The sequence below is a fragment of the Pseudomonas sp. HP_14 genome, from assembly GCF_055283875.1.
The window spans coordinates 130,384-147,754 of sequence record NZ_JBTOQI010000005.1; the positions used below are offsets into that span (position 1 = coordinate 130,384).

Sequence of the window (17,371 nt, forward strand, 5' to 3'; positions counted from 1 at the left end):
GCGTTGAATCAGGCCTGACGCCTCGCGAACAAGTTCGCTCCTACCCGAGAAGATTTGATACGGTGATTCAGATGCGGGCAGCGACCCGTTGGCGACGCGGAAACCAGGCCTGCCGCCGGACCAGGTAGGAGGCAACTTGTTGGCGAGAGGGCTTGATGCGTTGAATCAGGTCTGATGCCTCGCGAACAAGTTCGCTCCTACCGGTTAGGGTTGTGTCGGCGATGCGCTCATTCAGCCCTCACGCGGACCAGGTAGGAGGCAACTTGTTGGCGAGAGGGCTTCACGCGGTGAATCAGGCCTGCCGCCTCGCGAACAAGTTCGCTCCTACCCGAGAGGGTTTGATGCGGTGATGCACACCTGACGCCTGGCTCCTACCGGGGTGCTTCCCGATCTGTGCGCTGTCCCAGATACCAACCTGTCACGGCCCACAGTGCTGCGCAGAGGGCTCCCACCAATGCCACCAGCACAGTGCCTTGCCCGAGCATGTCGAGCAGGCTTTTCGCCCAGCCGCTGACGGCATCGCCGCCTCGATAGACCACCGTGTCGATGAAGTTCTTGGCCTTGTATTTGGTCTCCGCATCCAGTGGCGCAAAGAGCATTTCCCGACCGGGACGGATGAAGGCGTATTCGCCAATGCGCCGGACGATCATCAGGCTGGCGAGCATGGCAAACGTCGGGGCCAGTGCCAGACCGATAAAGCCGATACACACCAGTGCTGGCACACCCGCCAGCAGCACGCGGACGCCAAAGCGCTGGGCGATCCGGCCGGTGATGAACACTTGCGAAACCAGCGCACCTGCCTGCACCGCAAAATCGATCAGCCCGAACACGCGGACCTGTTCCTCACGCGTCGCGAACAACTCTGAAACCAGTCGCGCCTGTTCGAAATACAGAAAGGTACTCGCCGTGGCGAGCAGCACCACGAACAGGCACACGCCCAGCAGATACGGCGAGCGCAGCACGCGCAGCATGCCACTGAACGGATTGCCTGCTACGGGCCGACGCGGGTTTTCAGCCGCAGGTGCACCAGGCCGCCCAGCGCCGCCGTACTCGCGCCAGGCCATAAGGTAACGCTTGAGTACCAACGCCAATAGCAACAACACCGCACTGACCAGGGCCAGACCACCCTGACCGAGCACGTCAATCGAGAAGGCGCTGATCAACGGGCCGAGCAAACCACCGACACTCGCGCCCGCTGCGATAAACGCAAATAGCCGCCGCGCCTGCCCGCCATCGAACGCATCGGCCATCAGACTCCAGGCAACTGAAACCACATACAGGTTGTAGACCGAGATCCACACGTAAAACGCACGCGCCAACCAGACGCTGTCGTCATGCAGGGCAAAGGTCAGGGCAAAAAACAGCAGGTTGATGGCGAAGAACCCATACACCCAGTCGACGAACTGAACGCGTGGCACCACCGAGTTAAGCCAGCCAAACAACGGGACCGCGATCAGCATCACCACGAAGGTCGCGGTAAACAACCACTGGAGGTTCTCGACACCGGCCTGGATGCCCATGGCTTCGCGGATCGGGCGCAGCATGAAGTAGCCGCAGAACAGACAGAAGAACAGGGCAAAACCTGCCAGTGCCGGACGCAGTTCGCCCGGCTGGGCATTGATGGCGCGGGCAACGCGATGGATCAGTGGGTGGTCAACAAAGGACACGGACACGCTCCCGATGGCAGGTGATCAGGCGAACAGTTCGGCGATCCGTTCGCGCAACCTGGCGTCTGGCAATCTACCTTGGCCGGCCAGCAGGTTGTCGGCAGCATAACGCGGGTTACTGGTGGCCGGAATCACTGCCGTGATAGCGGGGTTGGCGAGCACGAACTTGAGCATCAGTTGCGCCCATGAGCTGGCATCCAGTTCGGCAGCGGCCCAGTCGGGCACCGGCTTGCCTTTGACCTTGGCAAACAAACGTCCGGCTTCGAACGTGCGGTTGGCCAGAACCGCTACGCCATTGTCCGCGCACCACGGCAGCAGACGCTTTTCTGCGTTGCGTGCGCCGATGGAATAGTTGACCTGAACAAAGTCGACTTTCTCTTTTTGCAGCGTGGCCAGCAGTTCGTCATGGGCTGACTCGACGTAATGGGTCACGCCGATGTAGCGAATCCGACCTTGTTGCTTGAGCTCGCGCAACGTCTGCAACTGGGTCGTGGTGTCTTGCAGGTTGTGCACTTGAATCAGATCGATACGCTCGGTTTGCAGTTGTTTGAAAGCCTGTTCGATTTGCCGCAAACCCGCTTCACGTCCGGTGGAGGAAACCTTGGTGGCCACAAACGCCTGGCCATGGGCTTTGGCACGGGTCAGCAATTCCCCGGTGACGGCCTGGGAGTCTCCGTAGCTGGGCGCGGTATCGATCAATCTGGCGCCGCCGCTGAGTAGCGTCTTGAGCACCTCCAGCGCGGGATCCATCTCACTTGAGGTCACTGCAAAGTTGAAGGTGCGGGCGGTGCCCAGACCGATGACCGGCAGATCTTCACCTGACGAGGGAAGCTTGCGGGTTAGCAGTTGTGTTGCGGCAAATGCGGGAAGCAGGGGAGACAGTGCCGCCATGGCTGCCAGTGCTGAGCTGGCCTGAATGAAATGACGACGGCTGAACGAGTGGATAGGCATGCGCAGACTCCTGTCATTCTTGAAGGTGTCACAGAGGTGTCATGGATAGAAACATATCCAGCCCCGGTACAGAGCGCGCTCGTCGGTGAGATGACAGTGGATGTTTTACAAATCGTTACCCGGATTTGGTCGGGGTTGCTGGCGCAGTTAGTCTCGGCCGTCTATTGAGTGGCCGTGACCTAACGCTAATGACGGGCAGGTGGGACCGGCTTCAGCCGGGAAAGCTGTATTTCAGACGATACACAGGTTGCGGATGTACCGGCCCTTTCGCGAATGAATTCGCACACATGAGATCGCATTCTGCTGTAGGAGCCGAGCTTGCTTGCGATAAACGATAACGCGGTGTTGCATCCAGCTACGTCTGATGCATCGCAGGCAAGCCTGGCTCCCACAGGAACCGCGTCAGCTTGCATACAAACATAGAATCTCCCACGGGGATCGTGTTTGAAGCCAAAACAGCGTCTCCGGCAGCACGTTGCATTCCAAATCAAAAAATAACATTACTCACCCAACGGCTTCACAAACCGCAACGTGAACCGGTCTGACTCGCCAATCGCCGCGTATTTCGCCCGGTCCTGTTGACCCAGTTTGTACGAGGGCGGCAGTGTCCAGACGCCTGCTGAATAATCCTTGGTGTCCTTCGGGTTGGCGTTGACTTCGCTCTGCGCTTCCAGCCTGAAGCCTGCGTCTTTGGCCAGTTTCACCACGTAATCGGTGGGCAGGTAGCCGCTGGCTTTGATGCTGCTGACGTCGGCACCGGGCTTGGCACGATGATCCACCACGCCCAGCACACCGCCCGGTTTGAGCACCTTGAAAAACGCCGCGAACATCTGCGGCGCATCATCAGCCAGCACCCAGTTGTGAACGTTGCGGAAGGTCAGCACGCGGTCTGCTGTACCGGGTTTGCCGAACACCGGTGCCTGCGCGTCGAACTCGATGGTTTCGGCTTTGCTGTAACGGGCCGGGTCCGCCTTGAATTTCTGCGTCAGGCCGTCGGCGGCTTTCTTGTAATAGTCGCCGGAATAGGGGGCCTGAACCGCTGCGATGTAACGTCCGTGCCCCGCGAGCAAGGGCGCGAGAATTTCGCTGTACCAACCGCCACCAGGCGTAATTTCGATCACCGTCTGCTGAGCCTGCAAACCGAAGAACTTCAACGTTTCGCCTGGATGGCGATAACTGTCGCGAGCGCTGTTCTCTTTGGCGCGCCATGAGCCTTCAAGCACTTTTCGGTACTGCGCGTCGGTGATATTCGTTGTCGCAGCCTGGCTGAGGGCCGGTGCGAGAAGCGAGGCAAGAGTCAAAGCCAGAAAGGTGCGCGTCATGATCGTCCTTGTGGGATGTGTACCAACATTGAGCTGTAAACACAGTACCTGTAGGAGTGAGCTTGCTCGCGATTCGGTCTGTCAGTCGATGAATATGTTGCCTGTGCTGACGCTATCGCGAGCAAGCTCACTCCTACAGAAGAGCATTCCAAATCACGTGGTTATATTTTGTTTGATAAGAGCTGCCGAACGGATTTCAACTCAATACTGCGCCGCTACCTCCAGCCGTCGCCCCGGTATCGCATCAATCAGCTCGCGGGTATACGCCGCTTCCGGCTGGTGGAAGATTTCGCTGGCAGCGCCTTGTTCGACGGTCTTCCCCTGACGCAACACCAACACCTGATGAGCCACGCTGGCAACCACGGCCAGATCATGGGACACCAGCACGTAGGCAATGCCCAGCTCGCTTTGCAACTCCACGAGCAGATCCAGAATCTGCGCCTGAACCGAGACATCCAGTGCCGAAACCGGCTCGTCGAGCAACAACAAGTCCGGTTGCAACGCCAGCGCTCGTGCGATGGCGACCCGCTGCCGCTGACCACCAGAGAGCTCTCGCGGCAAACGATCCAGATACGCCACCGGTAGATGCACGCGCTCGATCAGCTTGCGCGCCGCCTGTTCCAGATCCCGGCCTTTGAGCAGGCCGAAAGACACCAGCGGTTCGATAATGCTCTCAAACAGGGTGAAGCGTGGGTCGAGGGCGGCGAACGGGTTCTGCTGAACCAGTTGCATGCGTCTGCGTAACGGGCGGAAGTCACGCCAGCCCAAGTGAGTGATGTCCTGATCTTCGAACAACACGCGGCCCTGACTCGGTTTTTCCAGACCCAGCGCAATGCGCAACGCAGTACTTTTACCCGAGCCGGACTCGCCGACGATGGCCAGCGTTTGCCCCGGATATACCTTGAAGCTCACATCCTCCAAGGCCTGAAAATCGGCGTTTTCGCCTTTCACATAAGGCAGGCGGAACGACTTGCCGACGTTCTCCAGCGTGAGGATCGGTGCCTTGCCGTTCGTGGAGGGCCGCGGTACTGCGGGTGTCTTGCGCTGGCCAAAGGCGGGCGCAGCGGCAAGCAGTGCCTGAGTGTAGGAATGGCTCGGGTTGATCAGGATCTGCTGGGGCGGACCTTGTTCGACCAGTTCGCCGCTTTTCATCACCAATACCCGATCCGCGCGATCTGCGGCCACGCCCAGATCGTGGGTGATGATCAGTAACGAAATGCCGCGCTCGGCCACCAATCGTTGCAGGTGGTCGAGAATCTTGCGTTGTACGGTCACGTCCAGCGCGCTGGTGGGCTCGTCAGCGATGATCAGCCTTGGATTGCCCGCCAGTGCAATGGCAATCAGCACCCGCTGGCGCATGCCGCCGGACAGCTCGTGGGGGTATTGCCGGGCGCGCAGCAGCGGCTTGTCCAGACCCACCTGTTGCAGCAACTCCAGCACATCGGCGTCTACCGCCGGATAACGACGGCCGTGCGCCTGAATCAGCGCCTCGGCGATTTGTTTGCCGATGCGCAGCGTCGGGTTCAGCCCCACCATGGGGTCCTGTGGCACCAACCCGATCGTGCTGCCGCGAATCTGCCGTTTCTGCCGTTCGGTGGCGTGGGTCAGGTCGGTGCCGCCAACCCACAGTTGGCCACCGGTGACCACGGCGTTGTCCGGCAGCAGCCCAAGGATGGCATTGGCCATGGTCGATTTGCCGGAGCCGGATTCGCCGACAATGGCCAGGGTTTCGCCCTTGGCCACCTGAAATGAAACGCCGCGTACGGCCTGATTGATCTGTCCGCCAAAACGGTAGGCAACAGCCAGTTGGCGCACGTCGATCAGTGCATCCGTGATGCTCATCGTTGAGTCTCCTCAAGGGTGCGGGCGATATGGTTAAAGCTGAATACGACGGCGACCACGAACAGCCCCGGTAGCAGCGACACCCAGGGTGCGGTCATCAGAAAGTGGCGTCCGTTGGCGATCAGCGTTCCCCATTCCGCAGCAGGCGGCTCCGCACCGAAACCGAGAAAACTCAAACCTGCAGTGGCGAGAATGGCCGCGCCGAAATCCAGCGTCGCCAGCACGGCCACCGGGCCCCAGGCGTTGGGCAGGATGTGCCGCAGCAAGGTCCGGGTCCAACTGGCGCCGCCCAGACGCGCCGCTTCGACGTAGGGCAGGGTTTTGATGCGCAGCACTTCGGCCCGTGTCGTCCGGGCGAAACCGGGAATGATCCCTACGCCCACGGCGATGGCCACCGGGATGGTGCCGAAACCGATGGCGGTGACGATGGCCAGCGCCAGCAACAAGCCGGGCAGGGCCAGCAGCACATCGATGAAACGCATGATCACGGCGTCAATCCGGCCGCCAGCGAAACCGGAGACGATGCCCAGGCTCAAGCCACCTGCCAGTGCAATGCCCACGGCCAGCAGGGCGGCCTGCACCGAGAGGCTTGAGCCGTGCACGACCCGGGTATACAAATCGCGGCCCAGTTCATCGGTGCCGAACCAGTGCACGGCATTGGGCGCGGTGAGTTTGTCGGTCGGCGAGGTGGCGTAAGGCGCAAAGCTGGTGAGCAGGTTTGGCGCGACAGCGGCGAGCAAGGCAAAAGCGATGATCGCAACCGCCAGCAGAAAGCCCGGTCGGCGCAGCAGTGGCTGTGTCGCTTCCAGGGCCCGGCTGAAGCGGCTGCGGCGACGCCATAAGGCCGGCGGCGCTGGCTGCGTGGTGGTGAAACTGCGAGCCAGACGTTCAAGGCGATTATCAAAAATAGTCATGGCGTCAGGAGACCTTTGGTGTGTGGGCGATTCGTGGGTCGAGGGCGGGGTAGAGCAGGTCAACGATCAGATTGATCAGAACAAAGGCCGCCGCCGAAACTGCGACGATTGCCAGCACCACGGGGATGTCCTGGCGCAGCACGGCTTCTTGCGCAAGCCGACCCACGCCGGAGCGTGCAAATATCGTCTCGACCAGCACGGCTCCGGACACCGTATTGCCCACTTGCAGGCCGATCAGGGTCAGCAACGGCAAGGCTGCGTTCTTGAAAGCATGCCGGGCCTGAACCTGCGCGCGGCTGAGGCCTTTGGCGTAGGCGGTAATAATGTAGGGTTCTTTCCAGACACCCTGGAAGCCGCGTTGCAGAACCTGCGCATACACTGCAGCGCTGGGAATCGCCAAAGTGACGGCGGGCAGGATCAGGCTGGAGAAACCCTGATTGCCGGTGGCCGGAAACCAGCCCAGGGTAAAGGCAAATAACTGAATCAGCAGCAGCCCCATCCAGAACACCGGCACCGAAAAGCCCAAAGAAGGCAGTCGGGCCAGTGCGACCTTGAGCGGCTGCCAGCGCACATAGGCGGTGAGGTACGCCAGTCCGATGCCGCCAATCAGCGAAAACACGATGGCCAGACCGGCCAGCGCCAGGGTCTGCGGCAAGCGCTCGACGAGCAATTCTGCCACCGGACGGTTGAGGGTCAGCGAGCTGCCGAAATCACCCTGCACCGCGCCCCACAGCAAGTGAAAGTACTGCTGGAAAATCCCGCCATCCAGACCGTAATAGGCTTGTGCCTTGGCGATTTCTTCAGGCGACAGCGCGTCGATTTCGACACCCGACGCACTGAGCATGATCGACAGCGTGTCACCCGGCAGTAAATACAGGATGAAGTACGTCACGCTGTACGCGCCCCACAACACCAGCAGCGCCTGGGCGATCCGGCCGATCACGTAGCGGCTCATGGCGCGACGATCTCGATGTCGTTGAGCAGGGCAAAGCCTTCGGCGGTCCAGTAGAAGTTGTGTACCTTCTTGGCCGTCGCGGCCTGCCAGACACGCTCATAGATCGGGAACGCCGAGCCTTCTTCGATCAGCAGATCCTGTAGATCGCCATAGGCTTTTGCGCGTTGCTCGCTTTGTGTGGCGGTCAGGCCTGCGTCATACAGCTCGAGGGCTTTGGGCAGCGTTTCCGGTGCATACAGGTTGGTGGCCAGGGTTGAACTGTTGGCGGTGCGCGGGTCGATGATCGTTTGCAGGATGATCGGGTCGGCACGGGTCATGTAGGTGGAGGTCAGGTCATAGTTGCCCGAGGCGTTGGCAGCGGCCCATTCGGCAGTGGTCAGCACGTTGAGCTTGAGCTCGATGCCGATCTTGCGCAGTTGGTCCTGAATCAGCACATCGCCTGCGGTTTCCGCTGGCGACAAGTTGTAGACCAGCTTGAGTCGTTTGCCGTCCTTGCTGCGATAGCCGTCCTGACCTTTTTGCCAGCCAGCTTCATCCAGCAGTTTTTCCGCGCCTTGCGGGTCATAGCCGAGCGTGTCGGCCTTGTTCTTGTAGTACGGCGTGGTGACGTCATAGATGCTGGTCACCACCGGGAACTGCGGGTTGTACACGGTCGCGGCATAGGTCTTGCGGTCGATGCCTTTTTGCAGCGCAAGGCGCACATTGCGATCCGCGAGGATGCGCGTGCCACGGGTGTTGGGGTAGAAGTTCAGCGCCGGGCCAGGCAGCGACCGGCTCTGAATCGTGGCGCCCTTGGACTTGAACAGGTTCAGGTCGACTTCGGAGAAGGGCGCGCGTGGCCAGAGAATGTCCACCTGGCCCTGCACGAACTGGCCATTGCGCACGCTTTCTTCCGGCACGTAGCTGACCTCGACGGTATTAAGGTGCGCCTCGCCTTTGTTTTTCACATTGGCGGAAGGCCACGCATAACCCTTGCGCTTGACCAGCTTCAGGCCGCTTTCCGGGGTGTAGCGCTCCAGCACGAACGGGCCGGTGCCAATAATGGCGCCCAGCGAACGTTCCTTGACGCTGAGCTTGTAGGATTCCGGCGCCAGAATCGCAAGGTTGGTGGTGGAGGTGGCCTGGAGGAAACCGGCATTAGGCGTGGCCAACACCAGCTTCACGGTAAAGTCATCGACCACTTCGGCGTGGTCGTAGCCCTTCAGATAGGTCGCGCCAAAGGTCGTTGGCAGTTGCGCGGCAAAGGCCTTGTTGGCGTCATAGGCGGTTTTGACCGCCTGAGCGTCGAAGCGCGTGCCGTTGCTGAAGGTGACGTCTTTGCGCAAATGGAAAGTGTATTCCAGCGCGTTGTCGCTGACCTGCCAGCTTTCAGCCAGCCAGGGGATGAGCTTGCCGGTCTGCGGATCCTGATCGGTCAGCGACTCGGCGACGTTGCGCAGCACCACGCGGTGTTCAAGCCAGTAGACCTGGAAGGGGTCGAGGCTGACCAGCGTTGTGTTGTCGCGAAAGAACGCAATTTTCAGTGTCTTGTTGGCTTCAAGGTCCTGAGCGGACGGTGAGCAGCCCAGTAGTGTGGCGACGGTGGCGCAGGCGGCCAGCAAGCGTAGTAACGGGAAACGTTTACTCATCGCGCAATCCTCGACCCTTGCCCCATGAAACTGTGTATTGCGACGCCAGTGGCGCGGTTGGGTATTGCCAAGGAATGTCTCAGATGCATGGATGGATCCTTTACACAGCGGGAGTGGGGTGCATGGGAAGGCTGACCGGAACGCAGGGTCAGGCTGTCTTTCTAAGACCGTATTCTTATGGTTGGCTGCTGTAAAAGGCTTTTTGCTTCTAAGCTAATATGTATTCTATTGATTTGTTCTATATTTGATTATGCTCAATATTTATTTTCAGCTCGTTAGGTCATGTCAGTCGCCCGGCGGGATCTTGCGAGCCCGGACTGGCTGATGGTCTAAGCGGCTTATATGCCTAAAATGAATGCTAGGTGTGGTTATAAATAATCAGATTAAATATTACGTTAGACGAATAAGGAATTTCACAAGGCTGTTTCCTTGCTTTAGGTTCTTAAGCGTCAGCCGTAAAAACGGCAACAACACCATGACTCGACCCGACCCCTCGCACGGTGGAGGAGAGCAGCAGCCAGCCTTTATGCGAGGGACCCTGATCATGACCATCTAGCGTTACTGCCCATTTCTCCGACCCGCCGCCGACCCTCGCTGCGGGGGCCGGAACTCCCAAAATGCTGACCTGTCACCGCGCGCTCCAATGTGCGCAGCGATGGCGTTCGCCTGAAGAAAAAAGCTCGGCAACACGAGCACTGGTTGAGTAGAACCGAATGAGCCATGCACCTGTCATCACCAAAAGCATTTACAGCCTGCCCAACAGCAACAACCGTCTGACCCTTGAGAGCGTCCCGCGCCACGACGACCTGCTGCAAGAGCGGCTGCATCGCAAGCAACGTCTGGCGGCGGCTTATCGCCTGTTTTCACGTCATGGATTCGAAGTCGGCCTGGCCGGGCATTTCACAGCTCGCGATCCGATTGAAACCGATCACTACTGGATCAACCCGCTGGGCGTGCCGTTTTCGCAGATCAGTGTTTCGCAACTGCTGCGCGTCGATGCCCAAGGGCAAGTCGTCGAAGGTGACGGGCTGCTCAATACCAGCGCACTGGATTTGCATTACGGCTTGCAGCAAGCCCGTCCGGAAGTCGTCGGCATCGCCCACTTGCACGGTTTTTATGGGCGGACATGGTCATCGCTGGCGCAGCTTTTTGATCCGATCACGGCCGAAGCCGGGGCCTTTGTCGGCGATCAGGCAATCTTCCCGCGTCATGCGTTACGCAAAGCCGACGGCAGTCTGGAGCAGGACCGCGACATCGTGACCGGCGCGTTCGTCGACAGCTTTGCAGGTAACAATCTTTTGTTCTGGCAAAACCACGGTGTCTGGACGGTGGGAGAAACGGTCGAGAGCGCGGCCTGGCGTTTCATCCTTGCTGAAGACGTTGCGCGCTCGCACCTGTTGGCACGTGCTGCCGGGGTGCCGGTGATCCCGCAAGTGGAGCCGCCAAGTGCCCAGAGCAGGGCGCGCAGCGAGCTGTTTGCCTGGCTCAATTTCCAGCCGCTGTGGGACGAGATCATCACCCAGCAACCTGATCTGTTGGCCTGAGGTCATGGTTGCTATTACTCGACGTCAACTGCTGACCGGCAGTGCGACTGCAGCGGCCGGTGGCTTGCTGGCTTCTATAACTCCGCCAGTGTTCGGCGCTGAGCAGGCGCCACTGCGGGTCTGGCGCTACAAAGGCTCGGCAGCCTCGTTCATGGGGCTGGCCGGACAACTCGATATGCCTTACCCCGTCGAGTGGATCGACATAGGCGGCGGCAATCTGGTCCTCGAAGCCCTGAACAGTGACAGTCTCGACTACGTGTACATGAGCGAGATCCCGCCGATCTTCGCGTCCATTGCCAAAGTGCCGATTGCCCTGGTGGCGACCATTCCCGGAGACGTCAGCGACATTGGCATCGTAGTGCGCAATGACGCCGGTGTTCATCAGGTTGCGGACCTGAAGGGCAAGAAGATCAGCTATGTGCGGGTCACCAACACCCATTACTTCCTGCTGCGCCTGCTCAATCAGCACGGCCTGTCTCTGAAGGATGTGCAGCCGATTCCCATGCCGATCCAGGAAGCCTTGATCGCGTTTCGCAGCGGGCATCTGGATGCCGTGATCGGCGGCGGTATTTCTGTGCTTCAGGCCGTGCAGTCCGGCGGCACCCGTTTGCACAACGTCAGCGATTACCGGGGCAACACGCTGATCGCCACGACGCAACGCGCGTTACAGGATCCGGCACGCAGCGCGCAGGTCGCTGATTTTCTTCTGCGTGAGCGCGCCACCTGGGCCTGGGTGCAAAACAACCCTGAAGCCTGGGCGCGGCGTAATCAGGAGATTACGGGCATTGATGCGCAGCTGTATCTGGATCAGTTCCGCCTGCGTGGCGAAGCGCAGCGCATGGTGCCGGTCTCCGAGCAGTCCATCGCCTCCCAGCAGCAAGTAGCCGATGCCTTTTTTGAACATCAGTTGATTCGCCAGCAGGTCGACGTGCGACCGCTGTGGCGTAACGACTTCAAGCAGATTCTGGAAAGTTGACCTTATGAAAATGAATTCCTTCGCCGTTGCACCGTCGTTGGCGCCGTTGTTCCTTGCCGGTTTCAGCTTGCTGCCGGGCATGGCATTTGCCGCTGACAGCAGCACCGATACCCTGGATACAGTGATTGTCACCGGCTCCCGGGGCAGTGAGGCACGTACCGTCACCAGCAGCCCGGCCCCGATTGACGTGATCAGTGCCCAGCAACTGGAAAAAACCGGCTCCGGGAGTTTGCGCGGGGCATTGGAAAAGTCCTTGCCGTCCTTCAGTCAGCGACCATCAGGCAGCTCCAACGACAGCATTGCCCGGCCTTACAGCCTGCGCGGCCTGAATGGTTCCAACGTGCTGGTGCTGGTCAACGGCAAGCGTCGCCATAACAGCGCAGTGATCAACCTGGATTCGACGGCTGCTTATGGCACCAATCCGGTGGATCTGGACATGATCCCGATCAGCGCCATCGACCACATCGAGGTGCTGCGCGACGGTGCGTCAGCCCAATACGGGTCGGACGCCATTGCCGGGGTGATCAATATCATCCTCAAGCAAAACGACAATGGCGGCACGGCCAGCACTCAGTTTGGCGAGTATTACAAGGGCGACGGCGAGATTATCAAGCAGGCGCTCAACGCCGGGTTTGCGCTGCCCAACGATGGTTTCTTCAATTTTTCCCTGGACGCCAAATCCCAGCAGACCGCCGTCCGTTCGCGGGATGCCACAGGCTCGCTGTATTACCCGCAAGCCGATGGCTCGGCCGATCCCCGAGAAGCAAGCACTAACCGTGAACTGCAGAAGAACGGTTTGCCGAAAATCAAAGCCATCAACGTAGGCTATAACGCCGAGTTGCCGCTCAATGACGACCTGAGCCTGTATTCCTTTTCCACCCTGAGCAAGCGCGATGCACGGGGCGGGCAGAACTACCGACGGCCGAACTCAACCAACATCATCCCCGAGATCTACCCCGACGGGACGGCACCGTTCTATACCCTTGAGGAGATCGACTATCAGGTCGCCGCAGGTGCCAAGGGGCTGGTCAAGGAGTGGAATTGGGATCTGAGTTCGACCTTCGGACGCGACAAAGGGCAGGCCGGTACCGACGAAACACTCAATGCGTCTTTAGGTCCGTCCAGCCCGACGCATTTCGATACCTACTCCAACACCTTCGATCAGTGGACCAATAACCTCGACCTGACCCGTGCTTTCGAGGTCGGTCTGGCCAAACCCTTGCAGGTTTCCTGGGGCGCCGAGCACCGCCATGAGCGCTACAAGACCGAGTCCGATGATCCGCTCTCGTATATCAATGGCGGTTATGTTTACCCGAGTGGGCCGCTGGTCGGAAGACCAGCAGCCATCGGTGCACAAGGCGCAATTACCCTCACGCCTGAAGACGAAGGGCAGAACAGCCGTAACAGCTACGCGACCTATCTGGACCTGGGCATCAACCCCACCGAAAAGCTTTACGTGGGAGTTGCCGGGCGTTTCGAAAAGTATGACGACAGCTCTGGCAACACTGCCAGCGGCAAGCTCGCGCTGCGCTACGATTTCACTCCCGAGTTTGCGGTTCGCGGCACGCTGAGCAACGGCTTCCGGGCGCCTTCTCTGTCGCAGTCCACCTACGCGCAGACCTCCAACCAATACACCTCGGTCAACGGCGTGCTGCAGTTCGTTGAGGCCAAGACCGCCCGGGTCGATTCGGCGCTGGCCAAGGCATTGGGGGCCAGCGATCTGGACCCTGAAAAGTCACGCAACATCAGCGTCGGCTTCACCTACAAACCTGTGCCCGCAGCCAACCTGACGCTCGATGCTTACCAGATCGAAATCAAGGACCGTATCGGGCTGACCGGCTTTCTGTCCGGTAACAGCGTCGATCAGATTCTTCAGCAACAGGGCTATCGACCGGGCTACCGGGTGAAGTACTTCACCAACGCGGCTGATACGACAACTCGCGGTGTTGATCTGGTCACGGACTACAAGATCGATTATGGCCGCTACGGCAGCGTCAAATATGGCCTGGCGTTCAACTACAACAAGACCGAAATAGACAGCATCAAATCCACTCCGTCGGCGCTGGCGTCCACCGGCCTTGAGCTGTTCGACCGGGTTGCCCAGGGCTATCTGACGGTGGCCAACCCCAAGACCAAGCTGATCCTCAGCGGCAACTGGCAGGTCGATAAACTCAACATCAACCTGGCACTCAATCGCTACGACAAAGTCATCTCCCGGGACGTCAATCCTGACTTTGACGTGACCTTTGGTGCCAAGTGGATCACCGATCTGGAGGTCGCTTACGCGGTGACCGACAGCCTCGGTGTGGCGGTCGGCGCCAACAACCTGTTCGACGTGCGTGCCGACAACAACGCTTACCCGGCTGGCGACGTCAACGGCTTCCCGAAGTTCGGCAGCATCTCGCCTTTCGATCCCTACGGTGGCCTCTGGTACACCCGCGTGAGTTATACCTTCTGACAGGGGCATCAAGCATGAGCACTGCAAAACCACAGATCATCCTTGGCGCGTTTATTCCCAGCGCCGGGATTTTAGGTTCCAGCTGGCGGCATCCACAGGCCGCTGCTGGTTCGTTCAAGGATTTCAGTCACTTTCGCTGGATCGCCGAGACGCTGGAAAAAGCCCGTTTTCACACCCTGTTTTTCAATGACAGCCTTAACGTCGAGCTGGACCTTGAGGCGTTGGCGCGTGGCCCGAACAGCGTGCGCTGGGACCCATTAGTGCTGATGCCAGCGCTGGCGCTGGTCACCCGCGACATCGGCCTGATCGGCACCGCGAGTACCACTTACAACGAGCCGTACAACATTGCCCGCAAGCTGGCCAACATTGACCATTTGAGTGGCGGCCGGGCAGGCTGGAATCTGGTCACCTCTTTGGGCGGTGGGGAGAACTTCAACCTTGATGCTCACGTTCAGCACGCCGACCGTTATGAGCGCGCCGAAGAGTTTTATGACGTGGTCACCGGCCTCTGGGACAGCTGGGAAGATGACGCGTTTGTTCAGGACAAGGCCAGCGGCACCTGGCTCGATGTGGAAAAGATGCACGTGCTCGATCACCACGGCAAATCGTTCCAGGTCAAAGGCCCGCTCAACGCAGCGCGGCCGATTCAGGGTTATCCGGTGATTGCCCAGGCGGGCTCCTCCGATGCCGGTCGTGCGTTGGCGTCGAGGGCCGGTGAACTGGTGTTCACGGCGCAGCATACGGTGGAGCAGGGCCAGGCGTTCTACACCGAAATCAAGCAACGTGCGGCCGCGTTGGGACGTAACCCCGATCACCTGAAAGTGCTGCCGGGTGTCTCGCCGGTGGTAGGGCGCACCCAGGCCGAGGCTCAGGCCAAGTACGACCGTCTGCAGGAGCTGCTCAATGCGAAGACTTTCCTGCGCACCATTTCGCGGTTTACCAGCCTCGGGTTTGATCTCTCCGAGTTGCCCTTCGACGAAGTGGTGCCGTTACCGCCGGAACAGTTCGACACCAACACCCATAAAAGTCGCCAGAAGCTAGTCTTCGATCTGATTCGCCGTGAGCGGCCGACGGTGCGGCAGTTGTTCAACAAGCTGACGTCGGGCGGGCACCGCATTTTGATCGGGACGCCTGAAAGTATTGCCGACGACTTCCAGCAATGGTTCGAAGCGGGAGCAGCAGACGGTTTCAATGTGATGTTCAGCGGCCTGCATGAAGGCATCAGTGATTTTGCCGAAGGCGTCGTGCCCGAACTGCAACGTCGCGGTCTGTTCCAGCGTGAATACCAGGGCAAAAGCCTGCGGGAAAACCTCGGCTTGCCGTATGTCGCGAATCGGCATGCGCGGTGAGCCCCACAAAAGATTGCATTGCCCTATTAGAGCTCAGCTCCCACAGGGTCCAAGCCAGACTTCAGAGAAAGTTGTTTCTTATGACCTTGAACACTTCGTTAAAAATTGCCACGGGTGCCCGACTGGCGCTGCTTTTCCTTGCCGTATCCCTCGCCGGGTGCGGCGATAAATCCAGCGCGCCGACCGCCAGTACCAACGCCAGCCCGGTTGCTGGCGGCACTCTCAAAGTCGCGCTGGACGGCGACCCTAACTGCATCGATCCGCAACAGGCGGGGAACAATACCGCGTTGAATGTCGGCCGTCAGGTAGTGGATTCACTGACCGATCAGGACCCGAAAACCGGTGAAATCGTGCCTTGGCTGGCGAGCCGCTGGGAGGTGGATGGCGAATCACGCCGCTTCACTTTTCACCTGCGCGAAGGCGTCAGCTTCAGCGACGGCACTGCGCTGAATGCAGCGTCGGTGAAAGCCAATTTCGAAAACATAGTCGCGTTGGGCGCTCGCTCGGTGCTGGGTTCTACTTATCTGGCAGGCCTGAAAAGCATCGAGACGCCTGACCAGAACACGGTGGTCATCGAGTTCGGGCAGGCCAACGCGCAGTTTCTGCAAGCCACGTCGACCATGAGCCTGGGGCTGCTGTCGCCGTCGACGCTGGCTTTGCCTCCTGCCGAGCGTTGCCAGGGCAACCTGATTGGCAGCGGGCCGTTTGTGATCAAATCTTTCGTGCATAACCAGAAGGTGGTGCTTGCACGTCATGAAGCGTATTCCGGGGAATCGTCACTGGCGACGCACAAAGGCAAAGCCTGGCTGGACGGCATCGAGTTCGTCATCGTGCCGGAATCCGGCGTGCGTCTGGGCAGTCTGTTGTCGGGCCAGATCGATGTCGACACGGCGGTGGTGCCGCAGAACGAAACGGTGCTGGAAAACCAGGGTGTGCCGCTATTGACTCGGGCCAATCCGGGTGTGGTTTATAACCTGACACCGGATGAAACCGACCCGTTGTACAGCGATATAAAGGTCCGTCAGGCCCTGATCAAAGCGATTGATCGCGAGCAGTTGCGCAGCATCATTTCCCGCTATCAAAAACCGGCAACGGCTTTACTCGCCAGTAGCACGCCGTTCTATCGTGACTTTTCTTCTTTGCTGAAATACGACCCGGAGGGCGCAAAACAGCTGCTGGATGAGGCGGGCTGGACAGTGGGCGCAGACGGTATCCGCGTCCGGGAAGGCAAGCGTCTGGCCCTGCAACTCAGTTACTGGCAAAACGCACCGATCCTGGAACTGGTGCAGCAGCAGTTACGGCTGGTTGGCATCGAACTGCGCCTGAACAAATCCACCATTAGCCAAATCGCTGCCTTGCAGTCTGCCGGTGACATGCACCTGACATTTTTCAACCTGACCCGCGCCGATCCGGACGTGGTGCGCACGGTGTATGAGGTGAACGGCCGCAATTACAACCGTCGTCAGCCAGCACAGGTCGATCAGATTCTGCAGCAGGCTGCAGCCACGCTGGACAACGCCCAACGCCAGCAGCTGACCGATGAGGCCAGTGAAATTCTGCTGCGTGAAGGGCATGCCATCCCCCTGATCGAGCTGTCCTCGGTGCTGGCCCACGGCAAACAGGTGCAAGGGCTGCATTACGAAGCGTCATCCCGGTTGCAGTTTTTCGATACGTGGTTGCAGCGGTAGAAGAGCGGCTAACACGGACGGGTAGGAGGCAACTTGTTGGCGAGGCGGTGTGCCTGATTCACCGCTTCGGCAACAAG

The 17,371-nt window shown here is 59.5% G+C and carries 12 protein-coding genes; 5 read left to right on the forward strand and 7 right to left on the reverse strand.

Annotation, left to right across the window (positions count from 1 at the left end):
• Positions 1-371: 371 nt before the first annotated feature.
• The 7 genes from ACYASS_RS05700 to ACYASS_RS05730 all read right to left on the reverse strand — a co-directional run bounded on the left by ACYASS_RS05700 (position 372) and on the right by ACYASS_RS05730 (position 9,279).
• Positions 372-1,667 carry an NTP/NDP exchange transporter gene (locus ACYASS_RS05700; protein ID WP_463585397.1) on the reverse strand — a complete coding sequence of 432 codons (1,296 nt, stop codon included), beginning with the start codon at positions 1,665-1,667 and terminating at the stop codon, positions 372-374.
• A 24-nt stretch (positions 1,668-1,691) separates the two neighbouring features.
• Positions 1,692-2,618, reverse strand: a complete 927-nt coding sequence (locus ACYASS_RS05705) for an aldo/keto reductase (protein ID WP_463585398.1) — start codon at positions 2,616-2,618, stop codon at positions 1,692-1,694.
• A gap of 500 nt (positions 2,619-3,118) precedes the next feature.
• Entirely contained in the window at positions 3,119-3,940 is an 822-nt protein-coding gene (locus tag ACYASS_RS05710; protein ID WP_463585399.1) for a class I SAM-dependent methyltransferase, read from the reverse strand.
• 201 nt (positions 3,941-4,141) lie between these two features.
• A complete protein-coding gene (locus tag ACYASS_RS05715; RefSeq protein ID WP_463585400.1) occupies positions 4,142-5,782 on the reverse strand; it encodes a dipeptide ABC transporter ATP-binding protein in 1,641 nt (546 codons plus the stop codon).
• Positions 5,779-6,696 carry an ABC transporter permease gene (locus ACYASS_RS05720; RefSeq protein WP_122664249.1) on the reverse strand — a complete coding sequence of 306 codons (918 nt, stop codon included), beginning with the start codon at positions 6,694-6,696 and terminating at the stop codon, positions 5,779-5,781. The genes ACYASS_RS05715 and ACYASS_RS05720 overlap by 4 nt, the downstream gene beginning before the upstream one ends.
• 4 nt (positions 6,697-6,700) lie before the next feature.
• On the reverse strand, positions 6,701-7,651 hold the full coding sequence (locus ACYASS_RS05725; RefSeq protein ID WP_243248834.1) for an ABC transporter permease: 951 nt from the start codon (positions 7,649-7,651) through the stop codon (positions 6,701-6,703).
• Entirely contained in the window at positions 7,648-9,279 is a 1,632-nt protein-coding gene (locus tag ACYASS_RS05730; protein ID WP_463585401.1) for an ABC transporter substrate-binding protein, read from the reverse strand. The genes ACYASS_RS05725 and ACYASS_RS05730 overlap by 4 nt, the downstream gene beginning before the upstream one ends.
• Before the next feature lie 713 nt (positions 9,280-9,992).
• Here ACYASS_RS05730 and ACYASS_RS05735 point away from each other — a divergent pair.
• The 5 genes from ACYASS_RS05735 to ACYASS_RS05755 all read left to right on the forward strand — a co-directional run bounded on the left by ACYASS_RS05735 (position 9,993) and on the right by ACYASS_RS05755 (position 17,294).
• Complete coding sequence (locus ACYASS_RS05735; protein ID WP_463585402.1) at positions 9,993-10,823, forward strand: class II aldolase/adducin family protein; 831 nt, start codon at positions 9,993-9,995, stop codon at positions 10,821-10,823.
• A 4-nt stretch (positions 10,824-10,827) separates the two neighbouring features.
• Positions 10,828-11,799, forward strand: a complete 972-nt coding sequence (locus ACYASS_RS05740) for an ABC transporter substrate-binding protein (RefSeq protein WP_463585403.1) — start codon at positions 10,828-10,830, stop codon at positions 11,797-11,799.
• 4 nt (positions 11,800-11,803) lie between these two features.
• Complete coding sequence (locus ACYASS_RS05745) at positions 11,804-14,257, forward strand: TonB-dependent receptor plug domain-containing protein (protein ID WP_463585404.1); 2,454 nt, start codon at positions 11,804-11,806, stop codon at positions 14,255-14,257.
• A 14-nt stretch (positions 14,258-14,271) separates the two neighbouring features.
• Positions 14,272-15,606, forward strand: a complete 1,335-nt coding sequence (locus ACYASS_RS05750; RefSeq protein ID WP_463585405.1) for an LLM class flavin-dependent oxidoreductase — start codon at positions 14,272-14,274, stop codon at positions 15,604-15,606.
• A gap of 80 nt (positions 15,607-15,686) precedes the next feature.
• A complete protein-coding gene (locus tag ACYASS_RS05755) occupies positions 15,687-17,294 on the forward strand; it encodes an ABC transporter substrate-binding protein (RefSeq protein WP_463585406.1) in 1,608 nt (535 codons plus the stop codon).
• Positions 17,295-17,371: the final 77 nt, after the last annotated feature.